Annotated in this window: 13 protein-coding genes; 11 read left to right on the top strand and 2 right to left on the bottom strand. The window is 70.7% G+C overall.

The window, feature by feature from the left end; all coding sequences use genetic code 11:
* The coding region (locus POL72_RS44105) for an SDR family oxidoreductase (protein WP_272102923.1) at nt 1-666 on the bottom strand (666 nt) is incomplete at its 3' end.
* Between the two features lie 72 nt (nt 667-738).
* The gene (locus POL72_RS44110) at nt 739-2,694 is read right to left on the bottom strand and encodes a multicopper oxidase family protein (protein ID WP_272101774.1); all 1,956 of its coding nucleotides are present in this window, start codon (nt 2,692-2,694) and stop codon (nt 739-741) included.
* Between the two features lie 98 nt (nt 2,695-2,792).
* Between POL72_RS44110 and POL72_RS44115 the strand changes: the two genes are divergently transcribed.
* From POL72_RS44115 to POL72_RS44165, 11 genes are all read left to right on the top strand, one after another.
* Nucleotides 2,793-3,677, top strand: coding sequence for a LysR family transcriptional regulator (locus POL72_RS44115; RefSeq protein WP_272101775.1), 885 nt, complete (start codon nt 2,793-2,795; stop codon nt 3,675-3,677).
* A gap of 203 nt (nt 3,678-3,880) precedes the next feature.
* On the top strand, nt 3,881-5,053 hold the full coding sequence (locus POL72_RS44120; RefSeq protein ID WP_272101776.1) for a polyprenyl synthetase family protein: 1,173 nt from the start codon (nt 3,881-3,883) through the stop codon (nt 5,051-5,053).
* A gap of 237 nt (nt 5,054-5,290) precedes the next feature.
* Nucleotides 5,291-5,803: a hypothetical protein gene (locus tag POL72_RS44125; protein ID WP_272101777.1), complete on the top strand. Its 513-nt coding sequence runs from the start codon at nt 5,291-5,293 to the stop codon at nt 5,801-5,803.
* A complete protein-coding gene (locus POL72_RS44130) occupies nt 5,787-6,170 on the top strand; it encodes a hypothetical protein (RefSeq protein WP_272101778.1) in 384 nt (127 codons plus the stop codon). Before POL72_RS44125 ends, POL72_RS44130 begins: the two co-directional genes overlap by 17 nt.
* On the top strand, nt 6,167-7,237 hold the full coding sequence (locus POL72_RS44135; RefSeq protein ID WP_272101779.1) for a hypothetical protein: 1,071 nt from the start codon (nt 6,167-6,169) through the stop codon (nt 7,235-7,237). Before POL72_RS44130 ends, POL72_RS44135 begins: the two co-directional genes overlap by 4 nt.
* 7 nt (nt 7,238-7,244) lie before the next feature.
* Nucleotides 7,245-7,664 carry a sterol-binding-like protein gene (locus tag POL72_RS44140; RefSeq protein ID WP_272101780.1) on the top strand — a complete coding sequence of 140 codons (420 nt, stop codon included), beginning with the start codon at nt 7,245-7,247 and terminating at the stop codon, nt 7,662-7,664.
* Nucleotides 7,665-7,746: 82 nt separating this feature from the next.
* On the top strand, nt 7,747-10,704 hold the full coding sequence (locus POL72_RS44145; protein ID WP_272101781.1) for an FAD-dependent oxidoreductase: 2,958 nt from the start codon (nt 7,747-7,749) through the stop codon (nt 10,702-10,704).
* A gap of 31 nt (nt 10,705-10,735) precedes the next feature.
* A complete protein-coding gene (locus POL72_RS44150; protein ID WP_272101782.1) occupies nt 10,736-11,569 on the top strand; it encodes a class I SAM-dependent methyltransferase in 834 nt (277 codons plus the stop codon).
* A 60-nt stretch (nt 11,570-11,629) separates the two neighbouring features.
* On the top strand, nt 11,630-13,603 hold the full coding sequence (locus tag POL72_RS44155) for a hypothetical protein (RefSeq protein WP_272102924.1): 1,974 nt from the start codon (nt 11,630-11,632) through the stop codon (nt 13,601-13,603).
* Nucleotides 13,604-13,783: 180 nt separating this feature from the next.
* Nucleotides 13,784-14,251, top strand: coding sequence for a helix-turn-helix domain-containing protein (locus POL72_RS44160; RefSeq protein WP_272103855.1), 468 nt, complete (start codon nt 13,784-13,786; stop codon nt 14,249-14,251).
* Entirely contained in the window at nt 14,248-16,908 is a 2,661-nt protein-coding gene (locus POL72_RS44165) for a VIT domain-containing protein (protein ID WP_272102925.1), read from the top strand. Before POL72_RS44160 ends, POL72_RS44165 begins: the two co-directional genes overlap by 4 nt.
* Nucleotides 16,909-16,952 lie beyond the last annotated feature (44 nt).

The following is a 16,952-nucleotide window of genomic DNA, read 5'->3' on the forward strand; positions in this document are numbered from 1 at the left end:
AGAGCGCGTCGGCGGCCACCTCGGGCTGGAAGATCGGTGTGGCTTGTAGGGGAGGCGCGACTTCGACCAGAGGAACTGCGGCGTGTTCATCGCGGGCAGGTGCACCATGCTCACGCGCACGCGGCTCCTGTCGTGGAACAGCTCGCTGCGCAGCGACTCGGTGAAGCCCACGATCGCGTGCTTGGACGCGCAGTAGGCCGACTGGAGCGGGATGCTCCGGTGAGCGAGCGCGGAGCTCGCCTGGACGATCGCGCCGTGATCGCGGGGGAGCATCCGCGAGAGCGCCGCGAGCGTCCCGTGCACATAGCCGAGGTAGTTGACCTTCATGACGCGCTCGTACTCCTCCGGTCGCGTCTCCTTCACCGGCGAGAAGACCGACGTCATCGCGACGTTGATCCAGGCGTCGATCGGGCCGAAGCGCTCCTCGACGGCCGCGGCCGCGGCCTCGACCTGCGCGAAATCGGCGACGTCGGTCGGCAGGACGAGCGCGCTCGCCCCGGCGTCCTCTGCCTCGCGCCGCGCCCCCTCGAGCCCGTCGAGCCCGCGCGCGACGAGGCCGATGCGCGCGCCTTCGCGCGCGAACCGCCTCACCGTGGCGCGCCCGACGCCCGCCGACGCCCCCGTGATCACCACGACCTTTGGCCGCCTGCCTCCGTCCATTCCCATCGTGCTCTCACCTCGCCCGCGGCGTTAGGCAACGTGAATGCCACCCGGCGAGTCAGCGACCGCGAGGGGAGCTCACGGCCCGCAGAGCTCCGGGTTCGGCGGCGGCGGCGCCGGGTACGCGTCCGTCGCCGTCTTTGCGAACTGGCACGCGAGATCGTCCGGCTGACACCCCGCCTGGGAGATGCACGCGCCGCTCTCGTCCGTCCCCTGGCACAGGCACTCCTCATCTCCCGGGTCGCAGATCTCGACGAGCTCCATCATCCCTTCGTCCTCGTGGTTCAGCTTGTGGCAGTGCAGCACGAACTGTCCCGTGAACCTCCGGGGGTTCATGATCACGTCGCGCGGCCCGTCCTCGGCCTGGACCCACATCGTGTCCCGCCAGTGGGCGAAGTTGGGCTCCTTGTTCGATTTGTTGGGGCACACGAGGAACGGGTTGATGTGGATATGGAACGGGTGCCCGTCGAACGCGCGGATCTCCCAGCGCTCCGGGCTCCCGGCGGTCATGACGCGATCGCTCCGGTAGCCGCGGGCGCGCCGCTCGTCGAACTTGCGGCAGCTGATGTTCGGATCCGGGCAGATGCACACAGGGGCGTCCGGATCGACCTCGTGCGGGTGCTCTCCCGGGTCACATGACATGAGCGCCACATCGCTGCTGAGATCGGGCGGCTTGCTCCCCGGCGTGGGCACGAGGAGCACCACCTTCTGGTGCACGGTCTCGACCGAATCGCAGCTCACCTCCATCTGCTCGCCGTCGACCGTGCCCGTCCACGAGGTGGGCGGCGCGAGCGCGGCCACGTCCGCCTCCGCGGGCAGGTTCACCTCGGTGGGCTCGCCCGCGCCCGGGTCCACGTCGACGATCGCGATCACGCTCCCCAGGAGATCGTTCGGCCGGCGCCCGACGAGGCAGAGCGTCTGCTTCCCTTCAGGCATCTTCACCATCACGTCGGCGCGGTACCCGGGAGAGACCCACACCGTGTCGCTCCTGTAGAACTGCGGGAGCGTCAGCCCGTCGCGCGCGATCTGCGTGGTCTCGATGGGCGTCTTGTCGAAGTCGGAGCACGAATCGTCCTTCGCGACGTGGAGCTTCATCCCCATCTCGTCCGGGCTGCCCGCGTAGACCATGCGCCAGCGCTCCACCTGCCCGGGGGGCGTCGTGAGCCGCGGCCTGAGCTTGCCGTTGATCAGCGTGGCCCGGAGCGACTCGACGGCGAGGAAGTCGGTCACCGACAGGTTGTCCTCGGTGCACTCCTCTCCCTCCTTCAAGGGCACCGTGTTCTCGTGATCGATGGGCACCTGCGTCATGACCATCACCCGCTCTCTGGCCTTGGCGATGCCGGGCAGCTCGTCGAGCGCGCCCTCGATGAGGAGCGCCCCGGCGGCCCCATCCATGACCTGGATGGCCGTGGAGCCGTGGATGTGAGGGTGGTACCAGTCCGTGCCCTCGTGGTGGATCCCGTCCTCGTCCAGGTCCCAGCGGTACCGGGCGCTCTCTCCCGGCCCCACCTCGTGCAGCACGTGGTCGCCGAAATACCTCCCTTCGGGCGCGCAGCCGTCCCCCTCGCACGGGTCCGCGGGATCGTCCGTCGCGAAGTTGGGCTGCACGTGCAGGCCGTGGCCGTGCAAGTTCGTCAGGTTGAAGTCGTGGCACGACCTGCTGCCATGGCCCATCATGCTCGCGATCTCGCGGAAGTCGCTCTTCGTGAAGTCGTTATGCAGGTTCACGTGGACCTTGCGATCCTCGCCCTTCGGAATGCGGATCGTGGGGCCGCTCGTCATTCCGTTGTACGCGCGGAGACAGAACCGGCGCCCGTCGATCTCGACCTCGCTCGGGCCGAAACGCAGCTCGTACGCTCCATCCGCGCCCGGCTGGAGCTCGGGGGGGTCCTCGTATGTGGACGTCGGCCGCGGCGTCGTGCTCGTCGTGCTCGTCTCCTCGCCTCCGCCGCAGCCTGCGAGCGCCGCGAGGGAGAGGGTTAGCGCCGCGAGCGAGCCTGTGCGCCTGAGCGTGTGCGAATCGTCTCGTGCCATCGACTTGTCTCCTCCTTCCGCGACACTATCGAGCGGCGCCGCATGTGGATGGCCGAAGACGGTCACCCCTGGCTAGAATGCGGACAGTGGCAGGGTGTATGGACCTCGAAGAGCTTCGCGCCTTCCTCGCCGTGGTCGAGGCCGGCTCCTTCCTGGGCGCGGCCCGCGCGCTCGGCTCGTCGCGCACGACGCTCCGGCGTCAGGTCGCGTCGCTGGAGGCGCGCGCCGGCGTCCTCCTGCTCGAGAGCGTGCGGAACGGCGTCGTGCCGACCGAGGCCGGGCAGGTGCTCGCCCGGAAGGGGCGCGGCATGGTGCAGGAGGCCGCCGCGCTCCTCGCCTCGATCCGGGAGGTGGGCGACGCGCCCTCGGGCACCCTGCGGGTCATCCTGCCCGTGGGGCTGCCGCCGCACATGATGACGCCGCTCTTCGCCGCCGTTCGGAGCGCGTATCCGAGGCTCCACGTCCACTGCCGCTTCAGCAACGATCCGCTGGGGGAGGCGCTCACGGACATCGACATCGCTGTCCACTTCGGCGAGGACGCGCCGAGCGGACACTGGATATCGCACGTCGTCCTGCGCGTCCGCGAGTGGCTCATCGCCAGCCGCGCGTACCTGGAGAAGCGCGGCACGCCACGGACGATCGACGATCTGAAGCACCACGAGCTGTTCGCGTGGCAGGCCCCGGGCGAGGACGCGCGCACCTGGCGGACATGGCGGGGCGCGCCCTTCACCGTCCAGCCGGCCCTCATCGCGACGGACATCCACTTCATCCGGCACTGCTGCATCTCCGGCCTGGGCATCGGCCTCGTCCCCGACGCGCTCGTGCCCGACCCCGACGTGGGGCCGGGCGTGCTCGTGCCCGTGCTGCCCGACGTGGTGGGGCAGGAGCGGCCCGTGCGGCTCAGCGTCCCGGGGGCGCTGTCGGAGATACCGAAGATCAAGGTGTTCATCGGGCACGTGCGCGCGTCGCTCGGGAAGCTGTAGCGGGGCGCCGATCGGAGCGCGCCGCCGCTGCGCCCTGCGCTCACGTCCTCTCAGCCCCATCCTCCACCTGCTGTTGCGAACGGACGGTAACCCGCCCTATACTCCGCGTTTGGCTTGATGGCGCGTCACACGGCCCCCGATCCCGAGACCCTCAGCGATCCCGCGCGCGCCGCCGCCGCGGCCGTGCTCGACCCATCCGGGCGATGACGCCGGCGGAGCTGATTCACTATCTGGAGGAGTGCCGCGCGCTCGCAGCCGCGGAGATCCGGCGCATCATCCCGGCAGACCAGCGCTCCGGCGCGGCGCTGTATCAGCTGATGCTCGACTACCCCCTCCGGGAGGCCAAGGGACTCAGGCCTGCGCTCTGCATCGCGACGTGCCGCGCGCTCGGCGGGAAGCTGGAGTCAGTCGTGCGCTCGGCGGCCGTGCTCGAGCTCTACCACAACGCCTTTCTCATCCACGACGACATCGAGGACGAGTCGCTGATGCGCCGCGGCGGCATGACGTTGCACCGCGCCCACGGCGTACCGATCGCGGTGAACGTGGGCGACGCCATGCTCGCACTCTCGCTCCAGCCGCTCCTCGACAACATCGGCGTCATCGGGCTGGGCCCCTCGCTGCGCGTCCTCCAGGCGGTGGCGCGGATGACGCGAGAGTCGGTGGAGGGGCAGGCCATCGAGCTCGACTGGGTGCGCCGGGAGGTGTGGGACCTCTCGGACGACGATTACATCCACATGGTGGAGCAGAAGACCTGCTGGTACAGCTTCATCACGCCCGTCGTGCTCGGGGCGATCACGGCGCGCCTCGAGCCGGTGCGCACCGAGCGGCTCTCCGAGTTCGCGCGCAGGCTCGGCGTCGCGTTCCAGATCCAGGATGACGTCCTGAACCTGGCCGGCGACGTGGGCGAGTACGGCAAGGAGATCGGCGGCGACCTCTGGGAGGGCAAGCGGACGCTGATGCTGCTTCACATGATGCGCCATGCGACGCCGGAGGAGCGCGCCGAGGCGGCGCGGATCCTGTCCCTGGCCCGCCCGCGCGGCACGGAGGGGGAGCCGGCGGTGCCTCCGGTGATCGATGCGACGCTCGCGCGGCTGGTCGACCGAGGAGAGCTGACCACGGCCGGGCGGGATCAGGTGTGCGCCGCGGTGGAAGAGGCGCACCGCGGCGGCGACACCGTGAAGACCACCGAGCAGGTGCGCTTTCTTCAGGAGCTGATCGCGCGATATGACAGCATCGAGCACGCGCGGGCGGTGGCGCGCGCCTGGGTGGAAGAGGCCCAGCGCGCGCTCGACGCCTGCAAGGGATGGTTGCTGCCCTCTGCGCACCGCGATCTCCTGGAGGCCCTGGTCTCGTATGTGTTCGAACGCGTCAGGTGAGTGATGGAAGAGATCTTTCGGATGTTCGCGGAAGCCTATCGCGCCAGCGTGGCGCATCCGTTCCTGGGAGGCTCGCTGTCGGGAGCGCCGTTTGCGGGAGCTCCTCGCGGAGCTCCGCTGCCGGGGCCGTCGGGCGGCGAGCCGGCGGCGGCGGAGCACGCAGGTGCGTCGCCGCCGGGCCCCGCTGGCAGCCCATGGGGGGTCGCACCTGCGCCAGGACTGCCGCATTCGCCCTCGATGTTCGACTGGATCCGCGTCCAGGCGCTCATCTACGAAGAGGTGCGGCGCATCCACGACCTCCTTGTCGAGCGCCTGGTCGCGCCGGCTTTGCACAGCTCCGCGCGAGGGCCGGATGGTGCCGCCGGGGCCGTGCCGCCCGAGGGGGCGACGGCCGATCCGCGCGAGCGCGAGGTCGTCGACGTCTTGTGCCGGGCGCAGCTCCTCCTGTTCCGGCACCCCGTCGCGGCACAGGCCGCCTTTTCTACCCTGATCGCCGAGGGGAGGCGGTTCGCCGCGACCCCGGAGGGCGCCGCGTGGACGGCGGCGCTCGCGTCCTCGGATCTGCTCCGCCACGGCCGGCGTGTGTGGGATGCGGTGTCGCTCAACCTGTTGGAAGAAGATCCAGAGACCATCGTCCCCTCGGCGTACCTGGAGGCACTGCTCAGCGCCGCGAAATCCGCCGATCTCGACGGCTTGCTGAACGCGTTGCGGGACGCGCTGGGGGAGGGCGGCCGTGCCCCTGCTCGATAGCGTCCGCGACGAGTTCGCGAACCGCAATGCGCTCCTGCACCTTCTCCTGGGCGCCATCTCGATGGGCCGCAGGCTCGACGCGCTCCTCCCCGGTGCGCCGGCGATGTCGGAGCCGTCCGCGGGGGCACCCGAGAAGCGCCGCCTGCCGCCTCCGGACGGCGCCCCGCACGGCACGTCGGCAGGCGATCCCCGCGGAGCCAGCGATCAGCTCCTCTATCTGGTGCTCGGCGCGATCTCCCTCCGCCGAGCGCTGATGGCCGAGCTCGAACCCCTGCACGCCGCGCACGCCGCGGCCGTGCGGCAGGGCGCCGCGGGAGCGCAGGATCCCGCGGGACAGGCCGCGACGCTGCGGGATCTGCTCCGGTGATCCCCGCGCCGCCCTTCCCCGTGCCGTCACCGGAGATCACCGCCGCGCTGCCCGGGATCGATTACTTCCGGCGCTCGCCGTCGCGCCTCACCGGCAGAGCCGATCACAAGGAGTGGCAGCACTTCCTGGTCCACACCGAGGCGGCTCACCTGCTCGTGAACTTCAACCTCACCGACGATCGCTGGGCTCGTGACGCGGTGCGCGCCGAGACCGCGCGGCTCATCGTGCTCGCGCGCGTCGGCGCCGGATGGGACGGCGAGATGGACCGCTTCGAGGAGACCGACGTCGAGGTGATCCCGGGCGGCATGAGCGCGCGCTTCGGCAGGAACGCGATGGGCTTCGAGGGCGGGCGGTACATGCTCTCGATCGCGCTGCGCGGCCGCCCGATCGCGGCCGAGCTCGAGCTCGTGCCGACGACCTTTCCCGCGCGCTGGTTGAATCAGCCGCTCTCGCGAGACAGGTACCTCTCGTGGGCGTTCGTGCCCCGCCTCATGGCGCGTGGCACCCTCTCCATCGGCGGCCGCGCCGAGCGCATCGAGTCCGCGCCCGCGTACCACGATCACAACTGGGGGCGCTTCCTCTGGGGCGACGATTTCTCGTGGGAGTGGGGCTCGGCGTTGCCGTGGGACGCGGGCAACGCGTGGAGCCTCGTCCACGTGCGGATGGCAGACCGCGGCCGCTCGGTGGTGCGCTATCAGGGGCTGTTCCTCTGGCGGGGCGCGCACCCGTTCCGGATCTTCCGCGACGAGGAGATGAGCGTGACCCACGACGGCTGCTTCGATCTTACGAGGCCGCTCAAGATTCCACGCGTCATGGCGATGCTGTCGCCCGGCACGGCGAGCGACGTGCCGCGGCGGATGGAGGTGCGCGCGCGTGGCGGCGGCGACGACCTCCGGGTGTGCTTCGAGTCGGAGGACGTCGCTCAGGTGGTGATGCCGAGCGAGCAGGATCTGGAAGGGGTCGTCACGCTGAACGAGGTGAGCGGGCGGGTCACCGTGGAGGGGCGCGTCCGCGGCATGCGCGTCGAGATGGAGGGCCCCGGTGTCTTCGAGTTCATCCGCGACTAGGGGCTCCGTGGCGGCGCTGCTCGACGAGTCGTTCGCGACGCTGGCGAGGGAGCTGCCAGAGGCCTACGCGCGGATGTGCGCGCGGTTCGCCGGGAAGACGGTGCGGATCGAGGTGGACGGCGAGCGCTTCGTGGCCGCCTTCGAGAGCGCAGCGGCGCGCGTGCGCCGGGTGGGCACGGAGGACGACGTGGGCGCCGACGCGTCGATCACGACGAGCCGGCGAGCGATCCGGGACGTGCTCGAGGCACGGCGGTCGCTCTCGGACGCGGTGCTCGCCGACGAGGTGGAAGCGGTGGCGCCGCTCGACAGCCTGGTGGAGGTCCTCGCCGGTCTATCGATGTACGTGCACGGCGCTGTGCGGTGTCCGTCGTTCCCGCGGCTCCTAGAGCGGTTTCAGGGGCTGCTGGCGGGCGACGAGGAAGTGTGAGACTCCAGGAGGAGCGAGGCGGCGCCCTCCGCGGCCCCGAGCAAGCGACCTTGCACGACGATCCCGCTGCGACGAGGCTTCCATGACGAACGTTGCAAATTCCGGTCTTCGAGAGAGCGAGCAAGAGGGCGCCGCCGAGGCCGGCGGCCATTCCGGTCCGCGCGTGACCGTCTACGGCGCTGGCATCGCCGGCCTCACCGTCGCGCACGAGCTGGCTGAGCGTGGTTTCAAGGTCCGTGTCGTCGAGCGCGAAGAGGCCTACGACAGGCGCGGTGAGCTGCGCATGGCCATCGGCGGAGTCGCTCGCACGCACTATGCGGCGGCGCGTCGCGACGATACCGGCAGGCCAAAGCCTATCCGGTGTACAAGCGAGCTCCGGACGGCGGAGGCGCGCCTCGATCCGGTCCGCAACCACCACGAGGCCGCTAGCGAACCCGGCGATGCGGACGACGAGCAGGTCGTGCGCGTGCACGCGAGCGCGTGGCGCCCGGTGGCCGTCCAGTTCGGGGTCGGGACCGACGAGCTCATGACCGGTCAGGACGAGGTGTTGAAGACCGAACTGGAGAGGTTCCTCCAGCACACGGACGACGAGGGGCTCCACCGGATTACCGTGACAGGGTATGTCGACGCCGAGCGGTCCAAGGCGTCGCACGGGAACGCTGCCGGCGACGCGCTCCCGGCCGACAAACGCGGGGCCACGGCGCTCGCCGAAGCGCGGGCGCTCGTCGTCAGGCAGCGCGTCGAGGAAGTGTTGGCGGGCGCTCGCTGTGGATACCGAGGCCAGTTCCATGTCGAGCTGCGCGCCGCACGTCCGGGAGAGCTCGCGGCCTCTGCCCTCGGCGAGCTCGTCGAGCACAACCGCATCGCCGTGGTCGACGTGCGCCGCATCATGCTTCCCGGCGAGCACGGCTTTCGATTCTTCCCCTCTTACTACAACCACGTGTTCGACTCGATGCGCCGGATTCCGTTCCTCGACGCGGAGGGGCAAGCGACCGGCCGCACGGTGTACGACAACGTGATGCCGACGCCCAACCAAGGCATCGCCCAGAATGGGCTCAGTCCGCTCATCCTGCCGCGCTCACCCCCGGGGTCGGCCTATGAGCTGAAGGAGCGCTTCTCGGTGATGCGCGAGCTGGGCTACACGCCGCTCGATATCCTGCAGTTCATGCTGAGGACGGTCAGGTACATGTGCACCAGCTCGAAGCGACGGGCAGCGGAGCTGGAGAGGATCTCCTGGTGGGAATTCCTCCAGGGGTACAATCCCGCGAATGGTACGTTGAGGTACAGGTACAGCGAGCGATTCACGCGGGACATCACGACACAGGCGCGGGCGCTCGCTTCGTTCGACGCGGTGTGGGGGGACGCGCGGACGTGCGGCAACACCTGGGTCCAGCTGTTCTTGAACTGGCTGCAACCGGCCGCGAAGGTCGACGGCACGCTCAACGGCCCCACGAGCGAGGCGTGGCTCGACCCGTGGAAACATTACCTCACGACGCGGCTCGATGTCGAGTTCGTGCAGGGGACGCTGGTCCGTGTCGAGTTGAAGGAGGAGAACGGGCGGCAGACAGTCGTGCCTCATGTGCGGCTGCTCAACGAGGCCGACGACGAGCGCGGCCCCGGGCCCCAGCGCGCTCTCTCGGACTACTACGTCATCGCGACGGATCCCAAGACTGCAGAGGAGGTGACCCGGGATCTCCGTGCTGCGCCCGATGGCCGCGGCCGGATCGGCGTCCCGCTCGGCTTGGATGGATTCACGACGCGGGTGCGTCCGCAGCCTCCCACGGAGGGGCCCGGCAAGGCACGCAGCCCGTCAGGCAAGTACGGTCTCGAGCTCTGGGATCGATTCCAGACCATGTCCGGCATCCAGTTCTTCTTCAAGAACGAAGATTTCAAGCTCAACGACGGCTATGTCTTCTTCAACAAGGCGGCGTGGGCGCTGACCTCGATCAACAGCGTCCAGTTCTGGACCCAGCGGCCGACTGCGCTGCGCGACGGCTTCACCTCGCTCATCAGCGTCGACCTCTGCGACTGGGGCGCGAAGGCCGATGGCGGCGAGGTGGCCGGCAAGTCGATGTGGGAGTGCACGGCGAACGAGATCGCCGACGAGGTCTGGCGCCAGCTCACGACGGAAATCAGGCTCGTCGCTCCGCCCGGGCACCTCGGGAGCCCGTTCGTCGGCCTTCCGCCGAACCCTACCTGGTTCCACATCGATCGGAACATCGAACTCGGGACGGCGCCGCCCGACGTCGGGCGCCCGGTCAGCAACCGGACACCGTACCTCGTGCCCATCAAGGGCGACTGGCACAACCGGCCGGGCGCCCAGCCTTGGGACCCGAGCCCGGCAGCTTTCAACCTCCCGCCGGAGCACCCGGAGGAACGGCGGCTCGATGGCGCGTGGCAGGCGAGGCACGGCGGATACCTCGTTCACTGGGACAAACTCGTCTTCGCCGGCGTCTACCTCAAGACATTCACCCGCATGACGACCATGGAGGCCGCGAACGAATCCGGCCGGCATGCCGCGAACGCGATCCTCGATCATTGGCTCGCCACGTCCCCCGGGAGGTGGTCGCCGCCGCACCAGGAGGCTGCGCGAGCGCGCGCGGAGGAGGACGAGGCGAAGCGCATCGAGGAAGCACGGCATATGCGATCGAGCGTCTTCTACACGGCGACTCCACGCGGCGACTACTCCAAGATCTGGAACCCGGAGCGCTGGGAGATGCCTGAATTCCTGCTGGCCAAGCAGGTCGACGAGCGGTACTTCGACCTGGGCCTACCGCACCCGTGGGACATGTGGGGTGTGGAGACGATCCCGTCGCTCCTCTCCCATACCCTCAACGCCACGATCGCCGGCGCCGCGCCGGACACGCGCGGCGCCTCCCCCCAGGACTCGATCGAGGCGGCGTTCGAGACCATGCTGCGATCCATCTACCCCGAAGGTGGTTGGGTCGCGATGCTCGACGTTTTGCGCAGGTACTGCCGCGAGATCGACAGGCAGACGCACAAGACTGCTCAGGCCGCGCGCGGCGGGTCGAACCCATGATCCGCGCGCCGCTACCCGCGGAAGATCAGCCGTGAACGACGGGATTCGACTCTACCTCATGCACCAGCTGGCGCTCTCCTTGCATTGGTGGAACGCGGTCGTGTTTCAGCCGGCGATCTACCGGAAGAAGCTTGGCCTCTACGTGCCCGCGACGCTCGGCGCGCCGCCGGCGCCCGGCGTCCCGACGGGGGGCGGGCAACGGCTCACGCTCCAGCACGACGAGCCTGATCTGCTCTCGGCCGAACCGGACGACTACGAGGGTGTGCGGGAGTTCGATGCGCACTCGGCGGATTACGACGCTCTCGTCCGCCCCTTTTCCGATCCGATCGTCGCCGAGATGATCGGGCTCCTCCGGCCGCACCTGGCGCGGAACGCGCGGATCCTGGATCCGTCAGCCGGGCCGGGGAGCGCGGCGATCCAGCTCTCGTGGCTGGTCCCCGAGGGGGAGGTGATCGCCGCCGATCTCTCGCGAGGCATGGTGGAGACGGCCCATCGCAACGCGCGGGCGGCGGGGTGTCGGAACATGGCGTTTTTCCAGGCCGACGTGGCGCGGCCTCCGGCCGCGTTCGAGGGCTATTTCGACGCGATCTTCTGCTGCCTGTCGTTTCACCATTATCCGGACGGAGCGGCCGCCGCGCGCGCGTTCCGGGCGGTCCTGGCGCCGCACGGGAAGGCATTCATCGCCGATCCCGGGCCCGCCTGGTTCATCGAGCTTGCCCGGACGATCTCGGTGCTCGCGGATCCGGGGTTCGTCCAGCACCGGACGGGGGAGGAGTTTCAGCGACTGTTCACGGAGGCGGGGTTCTCGTCGGTATACTGGGTCGAGGCGCTGCCAGGGATCGGGGTGACGATCGCGTCGGTCTGACGGTCTGACGGGTTGACGCGCCGGCGGGTACGTCGGTTGCTGACGTTGGGAGTGGGGGCCATGGCAAGACACCACCGGAAGATCGCGATCTCGTGCGCGGCCGCTGCGATGGCCGTGACGGGCTTCGCGGGAACGGCGCGCGCGCAGATCGCCGACGCGGTCTACGAGGACGTGAGGGAGATCATCGAGGATCTGATCCAGCGGGAGGTCGCCGAGGCGGTCGCCCCGAACCTGGTGTGCCAGACGGCGCGCCTGGCGAGCGTGGATCAGCGCCTCGAAGAATACGCAGGGATCCTCGACAAGCTCGAAGACGCGGCGGCGGGCCCCGAGAAGGACGCGCTCGAGAAGCGGCGCGACGCGCTGAAGCCCGTCCTGCGGAGCGGGTTCCCGATCCTCACCTATTTCCCCCTCACGCTCCAGCGGATCTTCCGGCGGCAGTTCAGCGCGATCCGGACGAGCGTCACGGACGAGGTCGCGGGCTTCGCGGGGCACATGGTCTATGTCGGGCTGACGTCGAACGAGGGCCAGATAAAGAAGCCGCAGGGGACGCAGAGCATCGAGCTCCTGCACAAGTTCGCGAGCGCCGACGACGCCCGCGCCGAGCGCGCGGCGGCGAGCAAGCTGACGTGGACGAGGCTCGACCCGCAGTCGTTGAACACCTGTGTCTCCGTGCTCAAGGAGGAGCTCGCGTCGGGCGTCACCGACGCTGGCGCGCCATCGCCGCTCGAGAAGGACTGCGGCGCGAGCGCCGCGTCAGGGACCAGCTACGCGTGCGAGCTCGCGTTCGCCGTCCGCGCCATTCTCCAGAGGAAAGACGCCCTGGCGGAGGAGCACTTCATCAGGGCAGCCGCGGTCGTGGTCGGGGCGACCGCGGCGAAGGCCCTCGAGGTGACGGACGACGCCGCGAGGAGAACACTCCTGGACGAGGCGGTCCTGGTCACGCGAGACGTCCTGCGCGGCGGCAAGACGCTCGACGAGATCATCCCTGTCCTCTTGTCTGCCGTGCCCGCCGCGTCCGCCGCCGGGGAGGCAGACGCCGCCGCTCGGGCCCGGGAGCTGCGCTCCAGGTTGAGCAACCTCGATCGCCTCCGGGTCCAGTGGAACATCGGCACCCGGGGCGGCGCGAGCAACCTGGAGCTCGTGAGCTTCGTGAACGTCATCGGCGGCGCCGGCGGCGCGCTCCGCGATCTCTGTGACAGGGACCTGATCGGCCAGGTCTGCGCTCAGATCGAGCGACAGTCCTCGGCGCTGACGAAGATCGGCGACCTCCAGGCGGACCTCTGGCCGGCGATCCGGCTCGCTGGCCAGGGCGAGTACGGGGAGGCAGCGAGCCGCGCGATCAGGACGTTCTTCTCCTCGCGCCCCGGAGGCGAGGGGGATCAGGTCGAGATCTACCGGCGCTTCGCCGAGGCGGTCCTCGTCTACGTGCTCGCGACGGCCAACGACAAGGTACCTTCGGACGCCGACCGCGCCGCGTTCCGGGAGGCCTCCGTCGAGGTGCTCCGGGAGCTGGGCACGGGGGGCGGCATGGATCGCCCGTGGGGTCACGCCTTCTACAGGCCCGACATGGGGCTGCGCGTGTCGTGGAGCCCGAGCTACATCGACGGCGAGGGCGGATCGCCGAGGATCGTGCCGTCCGCGAACACCATCAACCTGCGCGGCGTCGTGCGTTATACGGATGCCTATTATCTCGCCCTCCAGCCCTCCTTCATCGACCTCCTCGCCCCGCTGAGCGAGCTCGCGCTCCGGCGCTCGGAGGCGGTCGAGTACGAGGATTCGGGCCGCGTCCTCCTGAACGCCGTGACCCCTCGGATCGAGGTGATGGTCGGCGTGCCCGCCCTCTCGAAGCACCTCGTCGTCTCCGGCGGCGCTTCCCTGCGCTTGGCGGCGCCCTTCAAGAAGAAGGATCAGGAGGGGTGCGACGGCACCTGCTATCGCTACAAGTTCCTCTGGAACAGGAAGGCCGATGTCGTCTCGGACCCGGCTGGGCTCGGGTTCATCGAGTTCGGCTTCGGGGTCAAGTACCTGCTCTGAAACACCCCCTCGAATCCTCCGGGGGAATCCACAGGGAGGCAGGGAGTCGAGGAGAAAAATCCCAGATTTCCCCGTCTCCCCGGCTCTCTGTTCAATCTTGCGCCGAAGATGCCGGGGCGCGGAGGGACTGAAACTGTATACTTGACAGTTGTAGTGTCTCGATGTAAGGTGCTCCTCGTGATGACGTACAAGCTCGACGAGCTCGCGGGCGAGGCGGGGGTGGCGCCGCGCACGGTGCGGTATTACGTGCAGCGCGGGCTCCTTCCGGCGCCGGAGTTCCGCGGGAAGGACACCTCCTACGGGCGAGAGCACCTCGCGCGGCTCCGCGCCATCAAGGTCCTCCAGCTGGCGCACTTGCCGCTCGAGGAGATCCAGGCGCGCCTCGCGGGCGCGGGCCTCGACGAGATCGAGCGCATCGCCGCGGGGGCGCCGCCGCGCGATCCGGACGTGCGCTGCGCCGCCCCGGAGGAGGTCGCCGCGGCTCCGCCCGTCGGCTCCGGCGCACAGCGCGGCGAGCGCTGGGAGCGGGTCGAGATCGCCGACGGGGTGGAGCTCCACGTGCGGACCGACGCCCCGGAGCGCTCGCGGCGCATCGCCCTCGATATCGAGTCTCGCTACACAACCCTTGCCCCGAAAGGCTCGCGATGAACCCCTCCCACGATCCTTCGCACCCGTCGCCGATCTCGTGCCTTCGCTCCTCCGAGGGCCACCCGGTCCCCCTGCTCGGCGTCTCCCTCTCGGGCGAGGTCCTCGGCGGCGCGGCGCGGCTCGTCGTGCGGCAGCGCTACCGGAACGAGGAGCGCCGGCCGATCGAGGCGATCTACACCTTCCCGCTCCCGGGCGAGGCGAGCATCGCGGGCTTCGCCATGGAGTGCGCCGGCCGCCGGCTCGAGGGGGAGGTCAAGGAGCGCGAAGAGGCGTTCCAGGCCTACGACGAGGCGATCGCGACAGGCCACGGCGCGGCGCTGCTCGACGAGGAGCGGCGCAACGTGTTCACGGCGAGCGTCGGCAACCTCCTTCCCGGGGAGGAGACGGTCGTCGAGGTCGCGTTCGTGCAGGCGCTCACGGCCGACGAGGGGGCGCTGCGGCTCATGATCCCGACCCTCGTCGCGCCCCGCTACATGCCGGGCGCGACAGGGGGCGACCGGACCGCGCACGGCGTCCACGCGCCCACGGGCGACGTGCCCGACGCCGACCGCATCTCCCCCGAGATCGCGCGGGTCGACTACGGGATCACCGTGGATATCGTCTTCGACCTCGGGCGCGACGTCGCGATAGAGAGCCCCTCGCACGCGCTCTCGGTGCGCCGCGAAGAGGGGTATCGCCAGCGGGTCTCGCTCCGGAACGACAAGGCCGCGCTCGATCGCGACATCGTGCTGCTCGCGGCGGGCGCGCCCGGCGTTCAGGCAGGTGTGGTGTGCGACAGGACCCCTGGCCAGGAGGGGACCTTTGCCCTCACCGTGGTGCCGGACCTCTTCGACACGCATGCGCACGCGAAGCGGGCGTCGTCCCGGCGCGACGTGGTGTTCGTCGTCGACGTGTCGGGATCCATGCAGGGCGAGTCGATCGACCAGGCGAAGCGCGCGCTCCGGCTTTGCCTCCGTCACCTCGCCGAGGGGGATCGGTTCGGGGTGATCGCGTTCTCCAGCGGTTTCCGGGCGCTCGAGCCGTCGCTCGCCCCGTTCACACAGGCGACGCTCAAGGCCGCGGACGCGTTCGTCGAGGGCCTCCGCGCGGACGGCGGGACGGAGATGCTGGAGCCGCTGCTCGCGGCCATGGGCATGCTCGGGGACGCGGAGCGAGATCGCGTGGTCGTGCTGCTCACGGACGGCCAGGTGGGCAACGAGGCGCAGATCGTCGAGCGCGTCGTCGAGCGGGGCAAGGGGGTGCGGATCTACACGTTCGGCATCGGCACGAACGTGAGCGACGTGCTGGTGAACGATCTCGCGCGCCGGACGGAGGGCGCCGCGGAGTTCATCCACCCGGGCGAGCGCATCGACGAGAAGGTCACGGCCCAGTTCGCGCGGGCGACGGCGGTCCGGGTCACCGGGCTCGAGGCGCGCTTCGAGGGGATCGACGTCGGCGAGCTCGCGCCGGCCGAGCGCCCCGCGCTCGTCGACGGGGAGCCGTGGGTGCTCTACGGTCGCTACGGGCAGCCGGGGATGGGGCGCCTCTCGCTGCGCGGGACCCTGCGCGGGGAGCGCTTCCACCTCGACGTGCCGGTCGAGCTCGCGGCGGAGGCGTCGCGGCCCGGCCTCGAGGCGCTGTGGGCGGGCGCGCGGGTGCGCGAGCTCGAGGAGTCGGAGCGCGCGCTGTCCGGCAAGCGCGCCGAGGCGATGCGGAAGCGCATCGTGGACCTCGCGGTCCGGCACCGTGTGGCGTCGAAGCACGCGTCGTTCGTCGTGATCGAGCGGCGGACGGGCGACCGGCGGGCCCATGGGCAGCCCGAGGCGCGGCCCGTGCCGGTGAGCGCGCCGGCGGGGTGGGGGATGTCGAGCCACCGCGGCCCGGCGGCGCCCGCGGTGTACGCCGCGATGTCGATGGGCGGGGGCGGCCCGATGATCGGCGGTCCGGTCGTCATGAGGGCCAGGGCCTCCGCGGCCGCTCCCGGGGCGCCCGCTCCCGCGGCGCCCGCGGCCCCGCCCAGGTCGACGCCGGCCGCGAGCGGCCTGCTGGCGCGCGCCAAGCAGCTCTTCCAGCCGAGCGCGCGGGCCGCGGCCGCGGGCGGCTCGGACGAACGGTCGGTGAGCTGGGTCGCGCCCCCGGCCGCCGCCGCGCCGGGCGGCCCCCCGCACCCGGTTCCCCCGCCGGCCCCGGCCGCCGCGCCGGCGCCGCAGCACGTGCCCCCGCCGGCCGCGGCCGTCGCGCCGGCGCCGAGCGCAGCCCCTGGAGTCCCGCCCCAGGGCCACGGCCTGGGGAGCCTCTTCGAGGAGCAGCTCGCGTCCGGGCTCTGGGAGCGCGGCGACTCGACCGATCTCGGCCGGCTCACCAGCACGGCCGCATGCCTCGCGGCGTGCCATGACCAGGGCGTCGACTCGGCCCACCCCATCTACGGCGCCCAGGTCGCCAAGGCGATCGAGGCGCTCTGCTCGCTGGCCGGGGCGCTCCTCCAGCGCGGTGGCGCCGACGGGGAGGTGGCCGCGGCGCTCGCGGCGGCCTACCTCGCCGCGAGCGGTCGGCGGCTGCGGGCGCAGGTCCGCGACGCCGTGGCGGCCGCCGCGCCGGAGGCGGTGCGCGCGCTGCTGGGCGAGCTCGGGGATGCTGCGGCGCTCAGGAGAAGGGTCGACGCGCTGCGCGGCGCATGACGGGCTCACCGCGGCCGGATGGCCGCGGCAGCCCTCGCGTCGCT

Source organism: Sorangium aterium, from assembly GCF_028368935.1.
Lineage (GTDB): Bacteria > Myxococcota_A > Polyangia > Polyangiales > Polyangiaceae > Sorangium > Sorangium atrum.